We start from the raw sequence: 16279 nt of genomic DNA, 5'->3' as shown, positions 1-16279 counted from the left end.
CCTGTTCATCATTTGTTTTTCCAAAGTTACGTTTATTTTACGTCACCTTTGGGGAACTAAATTTCAGGGGAAGCTCATCCCTCTCAAACTTGGATTTATTAAAATCCACAACCTGACCAAGAACAGTATCGATAAAACCAACGTTTTCTTCAAATTCTACTGAATCAAAAATCAAATCGCCTTTGATCTCTGTACTTGCACAATTAAAATTCCCCAAAAATTTCGCATTCTTAAAATTTACGCTGTCGTGAAACTCGCAGGAACTTATTAATCCGTCCTGAACAATTGCATTACTGCCTTCCAATCGATATTTAAAATGGCAGCTATCGAAAAACAAACTGTAGAGATTTCCATTAGAAATATCTAGGGAATAAAATTGACATCCATTTGCACGCAAACCCTTCATATGCACGCTTGCAAGTTGTAAACAAGACGCAAATTCACATCTAACAAACGACAATGTATTTACAAATACAACATCCTTAAAACAAAGCGTAAATGGAAAATTCATTTTCAAAAACTGGAGATCACCAGCAATTTCCATATTCTGAAAATTTAATGACGGTAATTGCTCTGGATCCGGAAAACGCACGTTATTCAAAATAGCCTCAGAAACCCCTGCCACAAATAATTTCAATGTTTTAGCATCAAACCGACTCCTCCCTTCTTGAATCGTAGATTGATAAACGGTCAAATCACCGATTACTGGCGGGGAATTTGATGCAAGTTTGGATTTAATAAAATTCTCTTGAATTTCTTCAAGCTGCTTTATTAGTCCTTCGTGTCCATGCAATCGTCTTAGATCTTTTAAAAAATCCATATACCCATCCAGTTATTAAAATAACATCCACTTTAGCAATTTACTCTTGTCAATATAGATTTTCTCATTTTTTATGTTGTCTTTTCTTAAAGATGTATTGCTGAATTTAAGAAAATGTTTTTTTTGAACAAGTAACATTACGATTAGGGAATTAGTTATTATTGCAACATGAAAAATATTTCCCTGATGGCAACATTGGCGGAAATATTTGAATCATTCCCGTTCGTTCTTTAATTGCGGAACGGATTCACCAAAATTGCTTCCCTAGAGCTTTTCTGCTAACTTATTAATTAACATTTTTAAACTAGTTTGCCGTCGAGCAAGCACACACGTCAGGATAATCCATGTTTGATCACGTCAAATTCGGTGTCAGCGACTTCATTGCCAGCAAAACGTTCTTCCTCAAGGCATTGGCACCGCTTGGTGTAACTGTTGTATCTGAGGGAATACCGACGTACGGTGTTGAGCTTTCTGCAAACGACGAGGTGTCATTGTGCCTGTATCAAACGGAGGAGAAACCGGCCCATCTTCACTTGGCATTTAAGGCAGAGAGTCGGCAGCAAGTTGATGATTTTTACAGTGCGGCACTTGAGGCGGGTGGTAAAGACAACGGTGCGCCTGGTCTGCGCCCGCAGTATCAAGGAAGATACTATGCAGCTTTTGTAATTGGCCCTGACGGCCACAATATCGAAGCGGTTTACCACGAACCAGTGGTCTGATCCTTCTATTCCAGCCTGGCTATTCAAAACCAGAGCAGGTTATAAAATCATCAGCAGCGAATCTAATTCGTCGGCAGCAGTTTAGTGCTTCGTCTGTACTGATTTTATTTGGGTTAAGTTGTTTTTTTATAATTTTTATTTTAGTGCCCTGGTCCCGCCGACAGGAATATATTTTTCTTTTAAATCAATATGTTGCGTTGTAGGTGGGTAAGCTGTGCGTAATACAAAGTAAGACCCCAACTATGAATCCACCGTGCATATGTCGAAACAGCTTTAGCACCATTTGGGCGAGACAGTAGTACTTGGTAGCAACGATTAAACAAACGTCAATTATTCTCCAACAGACATATCATTGACCATAATTCGTCTTGATTCGTTAGAACTTTAAAATAAAGTACCCCTCGGGAAAAAGGTAACTTAGGTAACTTAATCAATCGAAACCGTGGAAACCGTTGATACATAAGGCTTTCCAGCGAATAGCAAAAGGTAATAATAAGGTAATGTAAAGGTATTCTAGTTACCTATATAAAGAGTATTTTCTTCATTTATAGATATCCTTATAAATCAAAGACTTAAAAATAAGTTACCTTTTCAATTACCTAAAGTTACCAAATAAAGTAACCAGATATATCCATATAAATCAATAACTTAGCATTGATTTATTGATGCCGTTACCTTAGTTACCTTTTTCCCGAGGCCATCCCAAATTTAGAGAAAACTAGAGCTTTCCCTATATACAGACCGTATTCAACTATCAGGATAATCATGATGGTCGCCATTCAAAACGGTTTCAGTCGTGGAGATAATCACCACAACTGGCTCCAACCGTGGAGTTGTTCTCCATAGTTGAAATGGCATAGAACCATTGGGAAAATCCCAATGGATGGAACACAAACACGTTATCGGGCAAGCGTTGACGACAGACTGTGCAGACCGTCGAACGAAGGAGATATTCTCCCCAGTCGTCACCATAATGATGGCAGTTGAGGGGATTATCCCCCCAACTGATTAACCGTTTCGGCCATCGATACAGGCGAAGATCAAATGGCCCCAATCACCGTTATTATGACGATAGTTCTAGTGACACTCAACTGATGGGATTATCTCATCAGTTGAAAACTACCCGACACCTTATTGTCAAGGTAGTCGCCAACCATACAGATAATCTGTACAGCTTTGTCTATTATAGATACAACTGAGGTACTTATCCCCTCAGTTGATCAACTGCTTCGAATATCGAAACGGTTAAGTGCTCATCACATGAAATTTGCGTCAAATTGCGTCAGCGTTTGGGGCCATCCATGCGGCCGCAAACGCAAGCCAGGCTTGGCCCTAACTGGTGACGCATATTTGAGTAAAAAGCGACCTATTTAGCGGGCAGGCGTGGTGGGGGGATGTCTGCGCGCCAAGGGGTGAAATGGGTAAAATATTGCAAAATTGCAATGAAATGGAAGGTGGCCGGGTGGCGCGGGCTTGCCGCTGACCTTGGCACCAGGCAAGCGGGCAAAAGAAAAGCCGCGCAAGGCGGCTTTATAGAGCTTCTGAGGGGCGAAGCTTTAATGTGTGTGTGTTTCCAGTAGATCGGCTACCCAGGTGTTTAAACTCTTTCCTGATGCCTCTGCATACATTGCAGCTCTTGCGTGTGTCTCTGGTGAAATTCTCAGACGCATATTGCCGGAATATGGTTTCTGTGCTGGCCTGCCGGTTTTCTCAGCAACCGCCAAATAATCATCGACCGCCTCTTCAAAGGCCGTTTTCAATTCACTGACTGAGTCGCCATGAAAACCAACCACATCACGGATACCAGCGATGTGACCAACGAAGCATTCATCCTCTTCGCTGTATTCAATGCGGGCCGCATAGCCCTTGTAAGTCATCATTCCCATTTCTTGCTCCTATTCTGGCTTGATGCCTGCTAATTGTAGAAAAGCACGCGCATCCCGAACTTGGTACGCTTTGGCTTCTTTCTGCGGATGTGGCCGGTGAAAAGTACCAACTACATCATTCAACAAAAAACGAACTCGTGAACCTTCACCTTCAATGGTCTTTGCACCCAGCGCCACGAAAAGAGATTCAATTCGTGACCATTCCAATGTCATGGAAACTGGGTTAGTGAAAATGATTTTCAGGGTTTTTGTGTGTGCGCTTTTCATAAGTAGAATAGTACCATAATCTGACACTACTGCAACCACTTTTTGACACCACTTTTATAAATATTTAGTAGGCACCGCCAAGCTATCAGCTACAACAACCGCCCTCCGTTTCTCCTGATTGCGGCCTGTTCTTTATCGTAGTCATCCCGGCAGTCTGTATTACAGAATAGTTCTGTGTGGCTGATAGGTTCGTCACAGAAAAGGCAATGCCCGTTGCTTTGGACATAGTGGTCACGGCTTGCAAAAGAGATTGCCTTGTTAGTAAGTGTCTCTATCAATTTGTCTGATTGGTCTGCAACATCACTCATTTTGTGGTGCCTCCTGCGTCACCTAAAGAATATGGGGTAAATCGGATTACTTCCTCGCCTATCCACTCGTTGCACTCTCTGAACCGCGCCTGCAGCGGCTCCAGCTCATGCATAGAAAACACCTTGGCCGCTTTCTCTACATCCCCGAACCCGCCGGTATTGTTCGGCACCAGGCCCAGCAGCTGGGGCGGCACGCGGTGCGCAGCCAGCATGTCATCGCGTGTCACGTTCTTGATGCTAAAAAATTCGTCTTTGGCCGCCACCTCAGAAACCGGCAATATCTGGATGCCGTCCTTCTTGCCGTTGGGTGCGTACATGAACACATTGCGGAAATTACCCGGCCCCTTGCTGTCTCTCAGTGCCTGGCGCATGTTGTCAACATCGCTTTGATTCTGTGCGGAATCGGTCATATACAAAATGAAACCAGCGTGTGAACCGTTCTTGTAATACTTGCGCCTGAACAGCGTCGCCGCCTCATTCAGCCAGGCAGAATGCAAGGCGCTCAGGTATTCAGGCAGGCCGTACACCTCTTGATTAATATCCGGCTCCATCAAATGGAAAATCGTCCCGGCCTCAAATTCGTGGTCTTCTTGCATGCCGCGTATGAATGCGTATTTGCTTAGATCGTCACTGCAGCGCCGCATGTACTTCGCCAGCGGTGGTTCAAGCTTCAAAGCCAGCCCGGTGCGGCTTTTGCGCTTTTCCAGATAGGAATTGCCAAACACCAGGAAATCAAGCGCAAAACGGCTGAACGCCTCGCGTGACAGCAAGCGATGCGGTATGAAGGTGGCAGCCAGCAAATTGCGCTTTACATAAATGGCAGTGCTATGGTGCACACTTGCGCGGAAAGACTTAGCCAGGCCGTCCCAACTAATCGGCGGCTCGTAATAGCGGCCATTCGTCCAGCACTCGATATAGTCCAGAATTTCAGAGCGGTCTAATACAGCCGTAGGGTCTCCAAACGTGAACGCCTCTATACCAGGCGGCGAAGGCATCACCGGCGCATCTACAGCCGGTTTGTCTGACGTGGCACTGAACTGGCCGCGCCTCTTTCTCTTGCTCATGAATACACCTCCATAAATGATTGACTCGCACTGATACCGCCATCCAATGGCTCATGGTCCAGTGCATGCATACATGCCCAGGCAAGATCCGCATGCCCGGTATCTTCTCTGCGCTCTGCCACATAAGTGACGTGCTGGCCGCTGGCCGTCAGCGTCTTTTTGATTGTCATAAATGCCTGCGCCAAGTCAGTAGCACCAGCGTCAAACTCCAGACGCCCTTTATTGATCACGTCTTGCGCCTTCAGTACCATCCGAGCCTTGACGGCTGGGTCATAGCTGATCTTGGTCACATTCGGGTAAAAGTTTTTGACAAGCTGGTACACGCCTTCGCCCATACCCGTAGCGTCTATACCGATATAGTCAACGTGGTAGCGAATTGTGGTTTGCCGTATCGCCTCGGCCTGGGCTTCAAAGTCCATGCCCCTGAACTGGATGCGTTCAAGCACCCGGAACTTGCCGCCCCGCGTGCGCGGTGGTGCCAGCACTACCAGCCCGGCACTGTCCCCGGTTAAAGCCGGGTCATAACCTACCCAGACCGGTGTATCGCCGTATGGCCGCGTAGTGAACGGTTTAAAATCAGTCCAATCCACCCAGGAATCCACCATGCATTTCTGCATAGCAGATAACGGGAACACTGATGCTGTGTCATCAATAAACTGACACATCAACAGATTTTCAAACTGGTCCGGGCTGTACTCGTAAGTGCGCAGCTCGTCGATATCGAACAAATTACAGCCACCGGCCTGGGCGTCCAAAATGGTGACGATTTGCCGCCACATCTTGTCTTCGCCAGTAAATCCGCTGGCAAGCCGTTTGTGACTGACATCAATATTGACCTGGTCTTTTTTAGGCCGCCGCTTATTGAACAGCTCACCGGTCCAGAATGGGTACGCCTCGTGCGTGATGCTTGACGGCGTAGAAAAATAGGTCTTACGCCACTGCTTATGCAGCGCCATGCCTGACGCTACCTTGTTCAATTCCTTAAACTTGTGCGTCCAGAAAAATTCATCAAAATAGAAATTGCCGTGATAGCCCTGGGCCGTCCTGGCATTGGTACCCAAAAAGTAAAGATGCGCCCCATTCGGCAACACAATCGGGTCACCCGCCAGCTCGATGCCAGCCGCCTCTTTGGCGAACTGGATAATGTATTGCTTGAATACGTGCGCCTGCGCTTTGGATGCAGATAGAAAAATCTGATTGCGCCCGGTTTCCATGGCATCAGCCAAGGCCTCCCGCGCAAAGTACCAGGTAGCGCCAATCTGGCGCGATTTGAGTATCACCCGCGTGCGCTCTTGACTATTGCGCAGCCACACCTTTTGATAATCAAACAGCGAATCGCGGAAGGCTTCTAACAGCCTGTCTTTCTGGTCATCATCGTAATCATTGCGTGTCGGCTTCTTCTTAGGCCCGGCGTTACGGTTAGCCAGCTTTGGATTCAAATCCACTTCATTGCCGCCCGGTGCCTCATACCGCCGCACCCGCGCTGTCTGCACAGCCTGGCGCATCAGCAAATCAATCTCTTTAAAGTCGCCGCCGGTCTTCACTTCCTTGGCAATCAATTGAACCAGGCGCGTTTCAAGGCTGGCTTCTATCTTCTCGATAAAAGGCGTGTCATCCCATTTTTCACGGTCGCACCAGCTCTGTACGGTGCTGCGTTTGATATCCAGATGCTTGGCAATGGATGAAATACGCCAGCCCTGCCAGTACAAGGCCTGGGCATGCTTTTTAAGGTCATAGGTAGGCGCGACCGCAGCGCCGTCAGTAGGCGCTTCTGTGTCGTTTTCTGGGAGGGTTTCAGACGTATTTTCGTCGGCAATATCAATCATGCCGTCAGATTACGGGCATCGCGGGCGCGAAGGCACAGGCAACAAGTTGTTATAAATCTTATCAACCCGCTGACCATTGAAGCGATTTACAGCAAAGCAGACTATTGAAACCTCAAAGCCAGAACCCGATTAAAACCTTACTTCATATCCACATCATGTCAAAAAAATTTACATCGAAATTTTTCCGCGTTGCAGTCGAAGGCGCGACCACAGACGGCCGCAAAATTGACCGTAGCTGGATCGACCAAATGGCAAAAACCTTTGATCCAAAGAAGTACGGCGCAAGGGTATGGCTTGAACATATACGCGGCGTACTGCCAGATAGCCCATTCAAAGCATACGGCGACGTGACAGCCTTAAAGGCCGCAGAAGTCACCATCGACGGCGAAAAGAAATTGGCCTTGTTTGCCCAAATTGAACCCACTGCGGACTTGCTGGCACTCGTCAAAGCCAAGCAAAAAATTTATACCAGCGTTGAAATTAACGAAAAATTCGCAGACAGCGGCCAAGCCTATCTTGTCGGCCTCGGCATCACAGACAGCCCGGCCAGCCTTGGCACTGACGTTCTGACTTTCGCGGCACAAAAGCCAGACACCAACCCATTTACCGCCCGTAAAGCCTCGCCGGGCAATATGTTCTCTGAAGGTGTTGCTGTCAGTCTGGAATTTGACGAAGTCGATACTGAGGCATCCGGCCTTGCTTCCAAAGTCATGGACCTGATTAAAGGTTTCAGTAGCAAAAAGACCGGCGATGATGCCCGTTTTGCTGACATCAGCAAAGCCTTTGAAACAGTGCTCGAACATGCCGCCAGCCAAGAAACCCGCTTCAGCGATGCAGAAAAGCGCATCAAGGAACTGGAAAGCAAACTCAATACAGCAACCGACAACTTCAATAGCCTGAAAACATCACTGGACAACGAACCCGGCAACCAGGCCACACGACCACCAGCAACCGGCGGCAACGGATCACAGCAGACAGATTGCTAACCACTTACTGCCAAATAATCAGCATTACAAAAATTTAAACTATCGGAGTATTCACGCATGAAGAACCAAACCCGCCTTGTCTATAACGCCTTTATGAGCCGCGTAGGCGAATTGAACGGCATTGCAGACGCCACGAAAACATTCAGCGTCACGCCCTCTGTTCAACAAAAGATGGAAACCAAGATTCAGGAATCAAGCGCATTCCTGGGCAAAATCAACATCATCGGCGTGACCGAGATGGAAGGCGAAAAGCTGGGCCTGGGCATTTCTGGCCCCGTTGCTGGCCGCACCGACACCAGCCAGGGCGACCGCCAAACCCGTGACCTGACCGGCTTTGGCAGCCATAAATACAAATGCACCAAAACAAACTTCGATACGCATATCCCCTATGCAAAGCTGGATGCCTGGGCAAAATTCCAAGACTTTCAACCGCGTATCCGTGACGTCATCGTCCAGCGTCAAGCCCTGGACCGTATCGTCATCGGCTTTAATGGTATCAAGATTTCAGACACCACCGATATCAACACATACCCAATGCTGCAGGACGTCAATAAAGGCTGGCTGCAACACATGCGCGAAGAAGCACCAGAACATGTCATGACGCACGGCGTTACAGCAGGCAAAGTAAAAATCGGTGTAGGTGGGGACTATGCAAATCTGGATGCTGCCGTCTTTGATGCGGTCACCATGCTGGACCCATGGTTCCGCGAAGATGCCGGTCTGGTCGTGATCGTTGGCCGTGATCTAATGCATGATAAATACTTCCCGCTGGTCAATACCAAGCAAGCGCCAACCGAATCGCTGGCCGCTGATATCGTCATCAGTCAAAAACGCCTTGGCGGCCTGCAGGCAGTCAGCGTGCCATATTTCCCGAACAATACGTTCCTGATTACACGCTTAGACAATCTGTCTATCTATTTCCAAGACGGTGGCCGCCGTCGCCAGGTCGTGGAAAACGCGAAACGTGACCGTATCGAAAACTACGAATCATCGAATGATGCATATGTGGTGGAAGACTACGGTATGACTGCCCTGGTAGAAAACATCGAGATTGTGGCCTGATCATGTCCCGTTTAAGCCCAGCTCAACAACACGTCGCCCGCGTCTTGGCTGCCAAGACTATGGCGGCCTCAAAACACGGCGAGGCCTTACAAGGCAGTGCATACGATCTGATGTTTGCCAAACTCGTCACCGATAAACAGCGCCTTAAATCGATTAAGTCGATACAGAAAAAAATTGAATTGAAGCGTGCAATCCTGCCTGAGTACGAGGAATGGATAGACGGCGCGTTGCAATTCGGTAATGGTGCGCAAGACGCAGTATTGACCACCGTTCTGGTATGGCACATCGACGCGGGCGATTATGGCCGTGCTCTTGACATCGCCAAATATTGCTTGGTTCACAACCTCAGTCTTCCAGACCAATACAACCGCGATTTGCCCACCATGCTGCTGGATGAAATACCAGGCGCATATCTGGAAGGCCGCATGTCTGACCCGGACATCAGCCCAATCACAGCACAAGACATCCTCAGTGCTTTGCGGCTGTTAACGCTCGATGCTGATGTACCAGACCAGGCCAGTGCCAAGCTGTACAAGGCGCTGGGCTATGCCCTGATTGGCAAGGTAGGCAATGCTGAAGTGGACATTGACCAACTGCCGGAAACCATTGTTACCAATGCGCTGGAACATCTGCATAAAGCGCTAGAACTGTTCCAAGGCATAGGCGTTAAAAAAGACATTGAACGGCTGGAACGCCGTCTCAAGAACATCGTAGGTAGTGAAGGTGCAGACAATAACGCACCACCACCTGCGTAACAGAGCACCCCTCGGCGCTGGGCGGCGTGGGCTGATCAAAGATTTCTAGCCATTTACTTTGTGAAGCCCACCCACCGCCCCCTTGTTTGCCTAACCAACAATCAATTACACCATGCCATTTATTGCCAACGCACCAGGCGGCCAGCCATCCAGCCCGGCCCAAACAAGCAACACCATTACCAATGATGGATTTTTCCCTGACATTGATATTGCTGCTATGCGTGACGCCATTCGTCTGGATGGCACCGTCACAGACCCCCGCCTGATTGCGGCAACCGTTGACGCCATTATCTTTGTCAATGACCAGGTCAAGGAATTGAAGGTTTCAGCCCTTGGCGCTGGTCATGCCAGCCTGGTGGCCATACCTGCCGACCAGGTCAACCGGCAAAGCGTCCTGATATCCCATTACCTGCGCGCTGTCTATTGCACGGCAAAAGCGGATCTGATTGAACGCTACAAGGATTACGACACCACCGCCACGTCACTGGATGACAAGAAGCTGGTCGGCTTTCTGGGAAATGGCCCAGACGAAGAACGCAGGAATGCACAGTGGGCAATTTCCAATTTGCTGGGCCGCCATCACGTCACGGTAGAGTTGATCTGAATTTGCTAACCCTATGATCGTCCGCGCCCAACAAAACGACACCTTAGACCTGCTGGTCTGGCGTCATCTGGGCAGCACCAGCGGTATTGCTGACGTGCTGACCTTAAATCCTGGCATTACCAGCCTGGGCGCATTCCTGCCCATGGGCAAGGCTATCACCCTGCCAGACCGTGCACCTGCAGCACCCGTGCTGCAAATGATTAACTTGTGGGACTAACCATGAACGAAAACCACATGGAAACAGTAAAGGCAATACCACCCGTCGCCATCAGTGCCATCACGGTTTTGGGTGTGCCACTCAATGAATGGGTATTCATCCTCACCATTATTTACACCGTGCTGCAAATTATTTTCTTCTTACGCGACAAGGTAATAAAGCCCTGGTTCCATCGCCGTGCCAATGCACAGAAAGGAAAAAATCAACAATGAGTACAGATATCAAACAAAAACTGATCGCTGCTGGCATTGCTGCAGCCTTGCCCTTGATTGTCCTGTTTGAAGGCACCAGGCAAAACGCCTATCTTGATCCTGTCAGCATCCCCACGATTTGCCGGGGCCACACTGGTGGCGTCAAGCTGGGCCAGACTGCCACCATAGAGCAATGCGACGACATGACAGTACAAGACTTGCTCAAGGCCAAGGCATCAATGGAAAGCTGTCTGAAAGTGCCACTCAACGACAACCAGCGCGCCGCCTTCACAAGCTTTGTCTTCAATGTTGGGCCGGGCCGCAAAGGCGTTAAGGACGGTTTCTGCGTGCTGGAAAGCGGCAAGCCATCTACCATGATTATTTTGCTCAATAAAGGCGATTACACCGGCGCATGCAATCAAATGCAGTTTTGGAACAAAGCCGGTGGCGCAGTGTACCCAGGCCTGACAAAGCGCCGCGCTGCAGAGCGTGAACTCTGCCTCAAACCTGTATAGGTGAACGAATGCTCAACATCATCAAAGCACTGGACCCACGCCCATGGATCGCCCTGGCATTTGTCGCCGCAGTCCTGTTCTGTGTCATTAAGTACAAAGACGCCATACACCAGGTCGATAAACTCACCGCCCAGATTGAAAAGGACAAAGCAGAAGCCACCGCCACCGCACGCGAAAATGAAAAGCTCATGTTCCACAGTCTGGCCGCCATCGCCACCACCCACCAAAAGGAAATGCAAGATGAAAAAGACAAACGCGACAAGTTTATTAATGATGTCCGCACTGGTGCTGTGCGCCTGTCAATCCCCGTCAAAGCTTGCACCGCCCGTAGCAGCAGAGATACCGCCGCTGGATTCAGCAATAGCGACCAAGCGCGAGCCGAACTTACGCCAGAGGCTGGAACAGCTCTTGCAGCCATCGCCGCAGACGGTGACGACGCCATCAGGCAATTAAACGCCTGTATAGACAGCTACCAGGCCATCAGGGCCATTGCAAACCATGTACAAACCAAATAGCCTGCGCGCCCACCTGACAGCCGCTTTGCCGGATCTGCAGCGCAACCCAGACAAACTGCTGGTGTTTGCAGACAAAGGCAGCTGGCGCACCACGCGCACGGCTTCACGGTCTTTTGAATATGCCTATGTCTTGAATGTCATTGTGACCGACTACGGTGGCGAAGAAGACGCGCTCATGGTTCCCTTGCTGGACTGGGTGACAGTGCACCAGGCAGACTTGCTGGGCAACGAAGACAAGAGCAACAAGGGAATACGCTTTGTTGTTGACTTCAATAATCATGACAGCGTTGATATCAGTTTAGAGCTGGACATTACCGAGCGTGTAATAGTCAAGCAGACCGGCAACAAGCTTGATATCACCCACGCGGGCGAGATAGCCGCCACACCGGACTATACCGCGCCATTCTGGCAGCTCTACAACGGCGACAAGCTGCTTGCAGAATGGCAGGTACTCAACCCGGCACAAGACAATGGCTGATGATCTCAAGGCGCTAGAACAATGGGCAGGCGTCCTGCTTGCCCAGCTCGATCCGGCGAACCGGCGCAAAGTCAGTTTGAAAGTGGCGCAGGATTTGAGGCGGTCACAGCAACAGCGCATTAAAGCGCAATTGACGCCGGAAGGCATCCAGTACACGCCCAGGAAGCCGCGCAAGGATTTGCGCAATAAGAAAGACCGAATCAAAAAACAGAAGGCCGCCATGTTCGCCAAGCTGCGTAACAATACCAATCTGAAAGTAAAAGCAGACGGCAATGAAATTTCTGTGGGCTTCTTTGGGCGTGTTGCCCGTATTGCGCGGGTGCATCAGTTTGGCTTAAATGATCGCGTTGCTAGAGATGGCCCAGAGGTTAGATATTCGCAAAGAAAATTACTTGGCATTAGCGAGGCTGACAAACACTACATAAATGATTCAATCATAAAATATTTGGACACTTTTTAGATATTATAGCTATCTAAAACTATCACAATTGTAAAAAGTTTCAATTAGACCATCAGCATGTAAAGTTTATAATCTGCAGTAGAGCTAAAATTGCTATCGTTGAGTTGTTTAAGAATTGGTGTACGGATATTTGCCGCGACACAATATTAATGGAGATCAGAATATGAAAAAAATATCTGTGTTTTTTTTGTTCGTATTAATACTTTGCCAGTCAAAAACAGTTCTGGCGAGTGCTAACTGGATTTCCTTTTCAAATAATTCAATTCGAAGCGGGACGCAAGCGTTTATTGATTTGAGCAGCATCACATACGAAAATGGATTTATGCTTGTTTGGATGAAGTATGAATTTAAAGATAATCAATTCCTAAAGGGAACTGATAAATCTTATCAAACTGAATTGCGTCGTCATGCATTTAAATGCGCCGAAAGAGAAATTGCTACAACTTCTTTAGTTTTTTATGAAGGTGCACAGGGAATTAGCCCCATGATTGCTACCAAATCTTGGCCTGCTGATCAATGGACATTTGTTCCAGTCGTGCCAGATACGGCTGCTTCAGATTGGACAAACTTTGCATGTAAATTTTATCCAAAAAAATAGTAACTCTTGGATAAATACAGGCCCGTATAAAATACTGGCCTGTATTTATTACCAATTTTGGATAATCAATTCAGCAGTTTTGTTTTTAGATCTTCCATTCCCCCCAATGGTGTAAGTAATATCAACTGAACTCATGTTCAGCCCTGAGTAAATTTCCCGCATCTCAGGCATATCATTAACGCTAATCAGCATCTTGCCCTTGATGGACTTTGCCAACCCGGCCATTTCCTCGAATTGATCTAAGCCGAATTTGACGCCGTAATCAGCCGTCTTATGGTACGGTGGATCACAATAAAACAGGGTATGCGGCTTGTCATAGCGCCTTACGCAGTCTTGCCAGGGGAGGTTTTCAATCACGGTATCAATCAAGCGCAATTGTGCCGCCTCAAAGTCTTCTATAAATTGGCTCTTGTTCAGACGCGGGCCGCGATCAGTCATCGTTCCAAAATGCTGACCAGTCACCTTGCCGCCGAATGCAGTTTTTTGCAGATAGTAAAAACGGGCGGCGCGTTGTATGTCCGTCAAATGTTCTAGCGGCTGACTCTGGTATAACTGGAACTGGCGGCGGCCAACTGGCATCAAGTTAATTTCTTCTGCCAGGGCATCACGGTGGTATTTCACGACACGGTAAAGGTTCATTAATTCGCCGTTGATGTCGTTGATAATTTCAGACTTGGCGGGCTTCTTCATAAAGAATAATGCCGCCGCACCGCTAAAGGGTTCTACATAGCAGGTATGTTCAGGAAACAAGGGCAGGATGTGTTTTGCCAGACGGCGCTTGCCGCCCATCCATGGTACGAGTGGTTTGCTCAATATTGGCTCCAGTGTTAGATGTGGAGCTCGTGGCCCTCAAGTGGTTCAAGGTTTTACAGCGTGGGCATTTAATGGCGAGGGCGACAAATTCACCCTCGCCAAGTTTGCGGGAGCATTTCCCACAGCGGATAGTCTGCATTTTAAAATCACTCAAAACATGATAGCCTTGGCGCGCCTGTGCACAGGTGACGCGGTCATCGGCCAATCTGGCAGCCCTATCTGCTGGTGCGGTGGCATATCTGATGTTAGCGCATCGGGTATGTCGCCGCGTCCTAATTGGAATATCTCATACCACGCGCACGCGAGGGCAATTCCATAGGTTGATAAGCAGCATAGCAACCCCGCGCCGCGTGACCAATTTCACTATTTCGCCAAATTAAAAGCGCAAATGATCTAAGCAAAGTGCTTTGTCGAATTTGACCGGTGGATGCGATTAGGTCACAAATTACATCTACGCAGGCTAAGTAGAGTGCTATAGTGAATTGAATACTACGCTAATTTTATATTTAACAACGAGCCTGTAAAGTCCTTTCCTTGCGCAATTTCAAGGTGCATCTTAACACCGTCATTCCGAGAGAAATTGCCATGAACAATCTGAAAAATCCAACTCAAAACCATTTGCTCGCAGTCTTGCTCAACACCACCAGACTGGCACCTCATCTAAAACTGGTTTCCATGTCGCTTGGCGACATTTTGTATGAGCGTGGTTGCAAATTGCAGGAAGCCTACTTCCCTGTAACCTCGGTCATTTCCCTGCAATGTCTTCTGGAAAAAGGTGTGTCTACACAAGTTGCCGGTATCGGCAATGAGGGAGTGGTAGGAGCTTCTCTATTCATGGGTAATAACACTATGACACATCGTGCAATAGTGTTAACCGAAGGATATGGATACACTTTGAGTTCGGATGTTTTGCTAAGGGTATTCAATCTTGCTGGCGCAGAGATGCGGCTGTTGCTTCGCTATACCCAATCATTAATGATGCAAATATCGCAAACGGCGATCTGTAACCCGCGCCACACGCTTGAGCAACAACTTTGTCGCTTGCTGTTATTGACCCTGGATCGCATGCCAGGGGAAGAGCTGATCATGACGCATGAGTTGATTGCCTCCGCACTTGGCATAAGGCGTGAACGGATAACTACGGCAGCCGGTAGATTGCAAAGACTTGGCTTTATTCACTATCGTAGGGGGCATATCATTGTTGTGGACAGAACGGGGCTAGAAAGTCTGGTTTGCGAATGTTATGGCGCGGTCAAAAAAGAGTTCACACGCCTTCTTCCAGAAATCTCACAAGAAAAGCCCGCATAGCTTGCAAATAGCGCCGCGCATCCGCGCACATGTTACCTCAAAATATCTCACACCCCTCGCGCACGCGTAAACACCTATGAGTTGATAAGCCGCATAGCAACCCCGCGCCGAGTGACCATTTCAGGCTGACACGTCACCATAGTCAGCATGAAATTTAATCTCGCTGACCTCTCTCGCCGCTTAGAAAATCTCGTCCGCTTTGGCACCATTGCCGAAGTGAAGCACGGCCGCGTACCACAAGTCCGCCTGCAAATTGGCGACATTAAAACCGGCTTCTTGCCTATGGCAACGACACGCGCTGGCAAAACAAAGACATGGAACCCGCCAACGGTGGGCGAACAATGCGTTTTGCTTTCCCCCTCCGGTGAATTTGCGGGCGGCGTGGTCTTGCCAGGCATAGCCAGCAACCACAACCCCGCACCAGACACCAACCCAGACAACACCCGCACAGAGTACCCAGACGGCGCGACGGCGGATTACAACCACGCGGATCACCACTACATCATCACCTTGCCAACTGAGGGCAAGTTTAGTTTTGTCGTCGGCAATACCACTCTAGAACTGCGCAACGATGGCGTGACATTGCGCACGCCTAAATTTGAGGGCGTCAAATCATGAGCCACGGTATCGCTGTTAAGGCCCTGGACCGCGCAGGTGGCCCGCACCGAGCCGGTGGGCAAGATTTCTTTGCTGTCGATGGTGCGCCTGTTGTGCTGCTGGGTGACCGCATCGTCCCGCATGGCCCGGTACCGCACGCTAACCCGGTGATGGTAGAGGGTTCCTCCTGGATGACATTGAACGGTATCCCCGCATGCCGCGCCGGGCATCACGCCAGTTGCACCCACCCCAGCACCGGCCGTAGCTGGTTCTTGATACCAGACTGAGGC

At 48.7% G+C, this 16279-nt stretch carries 23 protein-coding genes; 15 read left to right on the top strand and 8 right to left on the bottom strand.

Annotation, left to right across the window (positions count from 1 at the left end; genetic code table 11):
* Nucleotides 1-37 precede the first annotated feature (37 nt).
* Nucleotides 38-820, bottom strand: a complete 783-nt coding sequence (locus tag AC1RVX_RS28110) for a hypothetical protein (RefSeq protein ID WP_493219891.1) — start codon at nucleotides 818-820, stop codon at nucleotides 38-40.
* 344 nt (nucleotides 821-1164) lie between these two features.
* Here AC1RVX_RS28110 and AC1RVX_RS28105 point away from each other — a divergent pair, with 344 nt between their 5' ends.
* On the top strand, nucleotides 1165-1539 hold the full coding sequence (locus AC1RVX_RS28105) for a VOC family protein (RefSeq protein ID WP_493219890.1): 375 nt from the start codon (nucleotides 1165-1167) through the stop codon (nucleotides 1537-1539).
* 1556 nt (nucleotides 1540-3095) lie between these two features.
* On the opposite strand, the gene AC1RVX_RS28100 is transcribed toward AC1RVX_RS28105, so the two are convergent.
* The 5 genes from AC1RVX_RS28100 to AC1RVX_RS28080 all read right to left on the bottom strand — a co-directional run bounded on the left by AC1RVX_RS28100 (nucleotide 3096) and on the right by AC1RVX_RS28080 (nucleotide 6890).
* On the bottom strand, nucleotides 3096-3419 hold the full coding sequence (locus AC1RVX_RS28100; RefSeq protein WP_493219889.1) for a type II toxin-antitoxin system HicB family antitoxin: 324 nt from the start codon (nucleotides 3417-3419) through the stop codon (nucleotides 3096-3098).
* 15 nt (nucleotides 3420-3434) lie between these two features.
* A complete protein-coding gene (locus AC1RVX_RS28095) occupies nucleotides 3435-3692 on the bottom strand; it encodes a type II toxin-antitoxin system HicA family toxin (protein WP_493219888.1) in 258 nt (85 codons plus the stop codon).
* Nucleotides 3693-3781: 89 nt separating this feature from the next.
* Nucleotides 3782-4000, bottom strand: a complete 219-nt coding sequence (locus AC1RVX_RS28090; protein WP_493219887.1) for a DUF2116 family Zn-ribbon domain-containing protein — start codon at nucleotides 3998-4000, stop codon at nucleotides 3782-3784.
* Nucleotides 3997-5064: a phage portal protein gene (locus tag AC1RVX_RS28085; protein WP_493219886.1), complete on the bottom strand. Its 1068-nt coding sequence runs from the start codon at nucleotides 5062-5064 to the stop codon at nucleotides 3997-3999. Before AC1RVX_RS28085 ends, AC1RVX_RS28090 begins: the two co-directional genes overlap by 4 nt.
* Complete coding sequence (locus AC1RVX_RS28080; protein WP_493219885.1) at nucleotides 5061-6890, bottom strand: terminase ATPase subunit family protein; 1830 nt, start codon at nucleotides 6888-6890, stop codon at nucleotides 5061-5063. Before AC1RVX_RS28080 ends, AC1RVX_RS28085 begins: the two co-directional genes overlap by 4 nt.
* A gap of 155 nt (nucleotides 6891-7045) precedes the next feature.
* On the opposite strand from AC1RVX_RS28080, the gene AC1RVX_RS28075 reads away from it, so the two are divergent.
* The 11 genes from AC1RVX_RS28075 to AC1RVX_RS28025 all read left to right on the top strand — a co-directional run bounded on the left by AC1RVX_RS28075 (nucleotide 7046) and on the right by AC1RVX_RS28025 (nucleotide 13271).
* Complete coding sequence (locus AC1RVX_RS28075; RefSeq protein ID WP_493219884.1) at nucleotides 7046-7876, top strand: GPO family capsid scaffolding protein; 831 nt, start codon at nucleotides 7046-7048, stop codon at nucleotides 7874-7876.
* A gap of 57 nt (nucleotides 7877-7933) precedes the next feature.
* A complete protein-coding gene (locus tag AC1RVX_RS28070) occupies nucleotides 7934-8938 on the top strand; it encodes a phage major capsid protein, P2 family (protein ID WP_493219883.1) in 1005 nt (334 codons plus the stop codon).
* 2 nt (nucleotides 8939-8940) lie between these two features.
* Nucleotides 8941-9693, top strand: a complete 753-nt coding sequence (gene gpM / locus AC1RVX_RS28065) for a phage terminase small subunit (protein WP_493219882.1) — start codon at nucleotides 8941-8943, stop codon at nucleotides 9691-9693.
* A 112-nt stretch (nucleotides 9694-9805) separates the two neighbouring features.
* Nucleotides 9806-10297 carry a head completion/stabilization protein gene (locus AC1RVX_RS28060; protein ID WP_493219881.1) on the top strand — a complete coding sequence of 164 codons (492 nt, stop codon included), beginning with the start codon at nucleotides 9806-9808 and terminating at the stop codon, nucleotides 10295-10297.
* Between the two features lie 13 nt (nucleotides 10298-10310).
* Complete coding sequence (locus AC1RVX_RS28055) at nucleotides 10311-10514, top strand: tail protein X (RefSeq protein ID WP_493219880.1); 204 nt, start codon at nucleotides 10311-10313, stop codon at nucleotides 10512-10514.
* Nucleotides 10515-10516: 2 nt separating this feature from the next.
* Nucleotides 10517-10726 carry a phage holin family protein gene (locus AC1RVX_RS28050; RefSeq protein ID WP_493219879.1) on the top strand — a complete coding sequence of 70 codons (210 nt, stop codon included), beginning with the start codon at nucleotides 10517-10519 and terminating at the stop codon, nucleotides 10724-10726.
* Entirely contained in the window at nucleotides 10723-11220 is a 498-nt protein-coding gene (locus AC1RVX_RS28045) for a lysozyme (protein ID WP_493219878.1), read from the top strand. The genes AC1RVX_RS28050 and AC1RVX_RS28045 overlap by 4 nt, the downstream gene beginning before the upstream one ends.
* An 8-nt stretch (nucleotides 11221-11228) precedes the next feature.
* On the top strand, nucleotides 11229-11735 hold the full coding sequence (locus AC1RVX_RS28040; RefSeq protein ID WP_493219877.1) for a lysis system i-spanin subunit Rz: 507 nt from the start codon (nucleotides 11229-11231) through the stop codon (nucleotides 11733-11735).
* Nucleotides 11719-12213, top strand: a complete 495-nt coding sequence (locus AC1RVX_RS28035; protein WP_493219876.1) for a phage tail protein — start codon at nucleotides 11719-11721, stop codon at nucleotides 12211-12213. Before AC1RVX_RS28040 ends, AC1RVX_RS28035 begins: the two co-directional genes overlap by 17 nt.
* Complete coding sequence (locus AC1RVX_RS28030) at nucleotides 12206-12673, top strand: phage virion morphogenesis protein (RefSeq protein WP_493219875.1); 468 nt, start codon at nucleotides 12206-12208, stop codon at nucleotides 12671-12673. Before AC1RVX_RS28035 ends, AC1RVX_RS28030 begins: the two co-directional genes overlap by 8 nt.
* 163 nt (nucleotides 12674-12836) lie before the next feature.
* Nucleotides 12837-13271, top strand: coding sequence for a surface-adhesin E family protein (locus tag AC1RVX_RS28025; RefSeq protein WP_493219874.1), 435 nt, complete (start codon nucleotides 12837-12839; stop codon nucleotides 13269-13271).
* Between the two features lie 48 nt (nucleotides 13272-13319).
* Here AC1RVX_RS28025 and AC1RVX_RS28020 read toward each other — a convergent pair whose 3' ends face one another.
* Entirely contained in the window at nucleotides 13320-14084 is a 765-nt protein-coding gene (locus AC1RVX_RS28020) for a DNA adenine methylase (RefSeq protein WP_493219873.1), read from the bottom strand.
* Nucleotides 14011-14223 carry a Com family DNA-binding transcriptional regulator gene (locus tag AC1RVX_RS28015; protein WP_493219893.1) on the bottom strand — a complete coding sequence of 71 codons (213 nt, stop codon included), beginning with the start codon at nucleotides 14221-14223 and terminating at the stop codon, nucleotides 14011-14013. Before AC1RVX_RS28015 ends, AC1RVX_RS28020 begins: the two co-directional genes overlap by 74 nt.
* A 446-nt stretch (nucleotides 14224-14669) precedes the next feature.
* Here AC1RVX_RS28015 and AC1RVX_RS28010 point away from each other — a divergent pair, with 446 nt between their 5' ends.
* The 3 genes from AC1RVX_RS28010 (at nucleotide 14670) to AC1RVX_RS28000 (ending at nucleotide 16276) form a co-directional block, all read left to right on the top strand.
* Entirely contained in the window at nucleotides 14670-15392 is a 723-nt protein-coding gene (locus tag AC1RVX_RS28010; protein ID WP_493219872.1) for a Crp/Fnr family transcriptional regulator, read from the top strand.
* Between the two features lie 147 nt (nucleotides 15393-15539).
* On the top strand, nucleotides 15540-16010 hold the full coding sequence (locus AC1RVX_RS28005) for a phage baseplate assembly protein V (protein ID WP_493219871.1): 471 nt from the start codon (nucleotides 15540-15542) through the stop codon (nucleotides 16008-16010).
* Nucleotides 16007-16276, top strand: a complete 270-nt coding sequence (locus tag AC1RVX_RS28000; RefSeq protein WP_493219870.1) for a PAAR domain-containing protein — start codon at nucleotides 16007-16009, stop codon at nucleotides 16274-16276. Before AC1RVX_RS28005 ends, AC1RVX_RS28000 begins: the two co-directional genes overlap by 4 nt.
* Nucleotides 16277-16279 lie beyond the last annotated feature (3 nt).

It is taken from the genome of Undibacterium sp. GW821-FHT11B02 (assembly GCF_058808955.1).
Note: the sequence above shows the minus strand (reverse complement) of the source record. Positions and strands in the feature narration are given on the sequence as shown.

Excerpts from the sequence above, each read along its gene's own strand:
- AC1RVX_RS28110 (WP_493219891.1), bottom strand. The coding sequence starts at position 820 with ATGGATTTTTTAAAAGATCTAAGACGATTGCATGGACACGAAGGACTA.
- AC1RVX_RS28105 (WP_493219890.1), top strand. The coding sequence starts at position 1,165 with ATGTTTGATCACGTCAAATTCGGTGTCAGCGACTTCATTGCCAGCAAA.
- AC1RVX_RS28100 (WP_493219889.1), bottom strand. The coding sequence starts at position 3,419 with ATGATGACTTACAAGGGCTATGCGGCCCGCATTGAATACAGCGAAGAG.
- AC1RVX_RS28095 (WP_493219888.1), bottom strand. The coding sequence starts at position 3,692 with ATGAAAAGCGCACACACAAAAACCCTGAAAATCATTTTCACTAACCCA.
- AC1RVX_RS28090 (WP_493219887.1), bottom strand. The coding sequence starts at position 4,000 with ATGAGTGATGTTGCAGACCAATCAGACAAATTGATAGAGACACTTACT.
- AC1RVX_RS28085 (WP_493219886.1), bottom strand. The coding sequence starts at position 5,064 with ATGAGCAAGAGAAAGAGGCGCGGCCAGTTCAGTGCCACGTCAGACAAA.
- AC1RVX_RS28080 (WP_493219885.1), bottom strand. The coding sequence starts at position 6,890 with ATGATTGATATTGCCGACGAAAATACGTCTGAAACCCTCCCAGAAAAC.
- AC1RVX_RS28075 (WP_493219884.1), top strand. The coding sequence starts at position 7,046 with ATGTCAAAAAAATTTACATCGAAATTTTTCCGCGTTGCAGTCGAAGGC.
- AC1RVX_RS28070 (WP_493219883.1), top strand. The coding sequence starts at position 7,934 with ATGAAGAACCAAACCCGCCTTGTCTATAACGCCTTTATGAGCCGCGTA.
- gpM (WP_493219882.1), top strand. The coding sequence starts at position 8,941 with ATGTCCCGTTTAAGCCCAGCTCAACAACACGTCGCCCGCGTCTTGGCT.
- AC1RVX_RS28060 (WP_493219881.1), top strand. The coding sequence starts at position 9,806 with ATGCCATTTATTGCCAACGCACCAGGCGGCCAGCCATCCAGCCCGGCC.
- AC1RVX_RS28055 (WP_493219880.1), top strand. The coding sequence starts at position 10,311 with ATGATCGTCCGCGCCCAACAAAACGACACCTTAGACCTGCTGGTCTGG.
- AC1RVX_RS28050 (WP_493219879.1), top strand. The coding sequence starts at position 10,517 with ATGAACGAAAACCACATGGAAACAGTAAAGGCAATACCACCCGTCGCC.
- AC1RVX_RS28045 (WP_493219878.1), top strand. The coding sequence starts at position 10,723 with ATGAGTACAGATATCAAACAAAAACTGATCGCTGCTGGCATTGCTGCA.
- AC1RVX_RS28040 (WP_493219877.1), top strand. The coding sequence starts at position 11,229 with ATGCTCAACATCATCAAAGCACTGGACCCACGCCCATGGATCGCCCTG.
- AC1RVX_RS28035 (WP_493219876.1), top strand. The coding sequence starts at position 11,719 with ATGTACAAACCAAATAGCCTGCGCGCCCACCTGACAGCCGCTTTGCCG.
- AC1RVX_RS28030 (WP_493219875.1), top strand. The coding sequence starts at position 12,206 with ATGGCTGATGATCTCAAGGCGCTAGAACAATGGGCAGGCGTCCTGCTT.
- AC1RVX_RS28025 (WP_493219874.1), top strand. The coding sequence starts at position 12,837 with ATGAAAAAAATATCTGTGTTTTTTTTGTTCGTATTAATACTTTGCCAG.
- AC1RVX_RS28015 (WP_493219893.1), bottom strand. The coding sequence starts at position 14,223 with ATGCAGACTATCCGCTGTGGGAAATGCTCCCGCAAACTTGGCGAGGGT.
- AC1RVX_RS28010 (WP_493219872.1), top strand. The coding sequence starts at position 14,670 with ATGAACAATCTGAAAAATCCAACTCAAAACCATTTGCTCGCAGTCTTG.
- AC1RVX_RS28005 (WP_493219871.1), top strand. The coding sequence starts at position 15,540 with ATGAAATTTAATCTCGCTGACCTCTCTCGCCGCTTAGAAAATCTCGTC.
- AC1RVX_RS28000 (WP_493219870.1), top strand. The coding sequence starts at position 16,007 with ATGAGCCACGGTATCGCTGTTAAGGCCCTGGACCGCGCAGGTGGCCCG.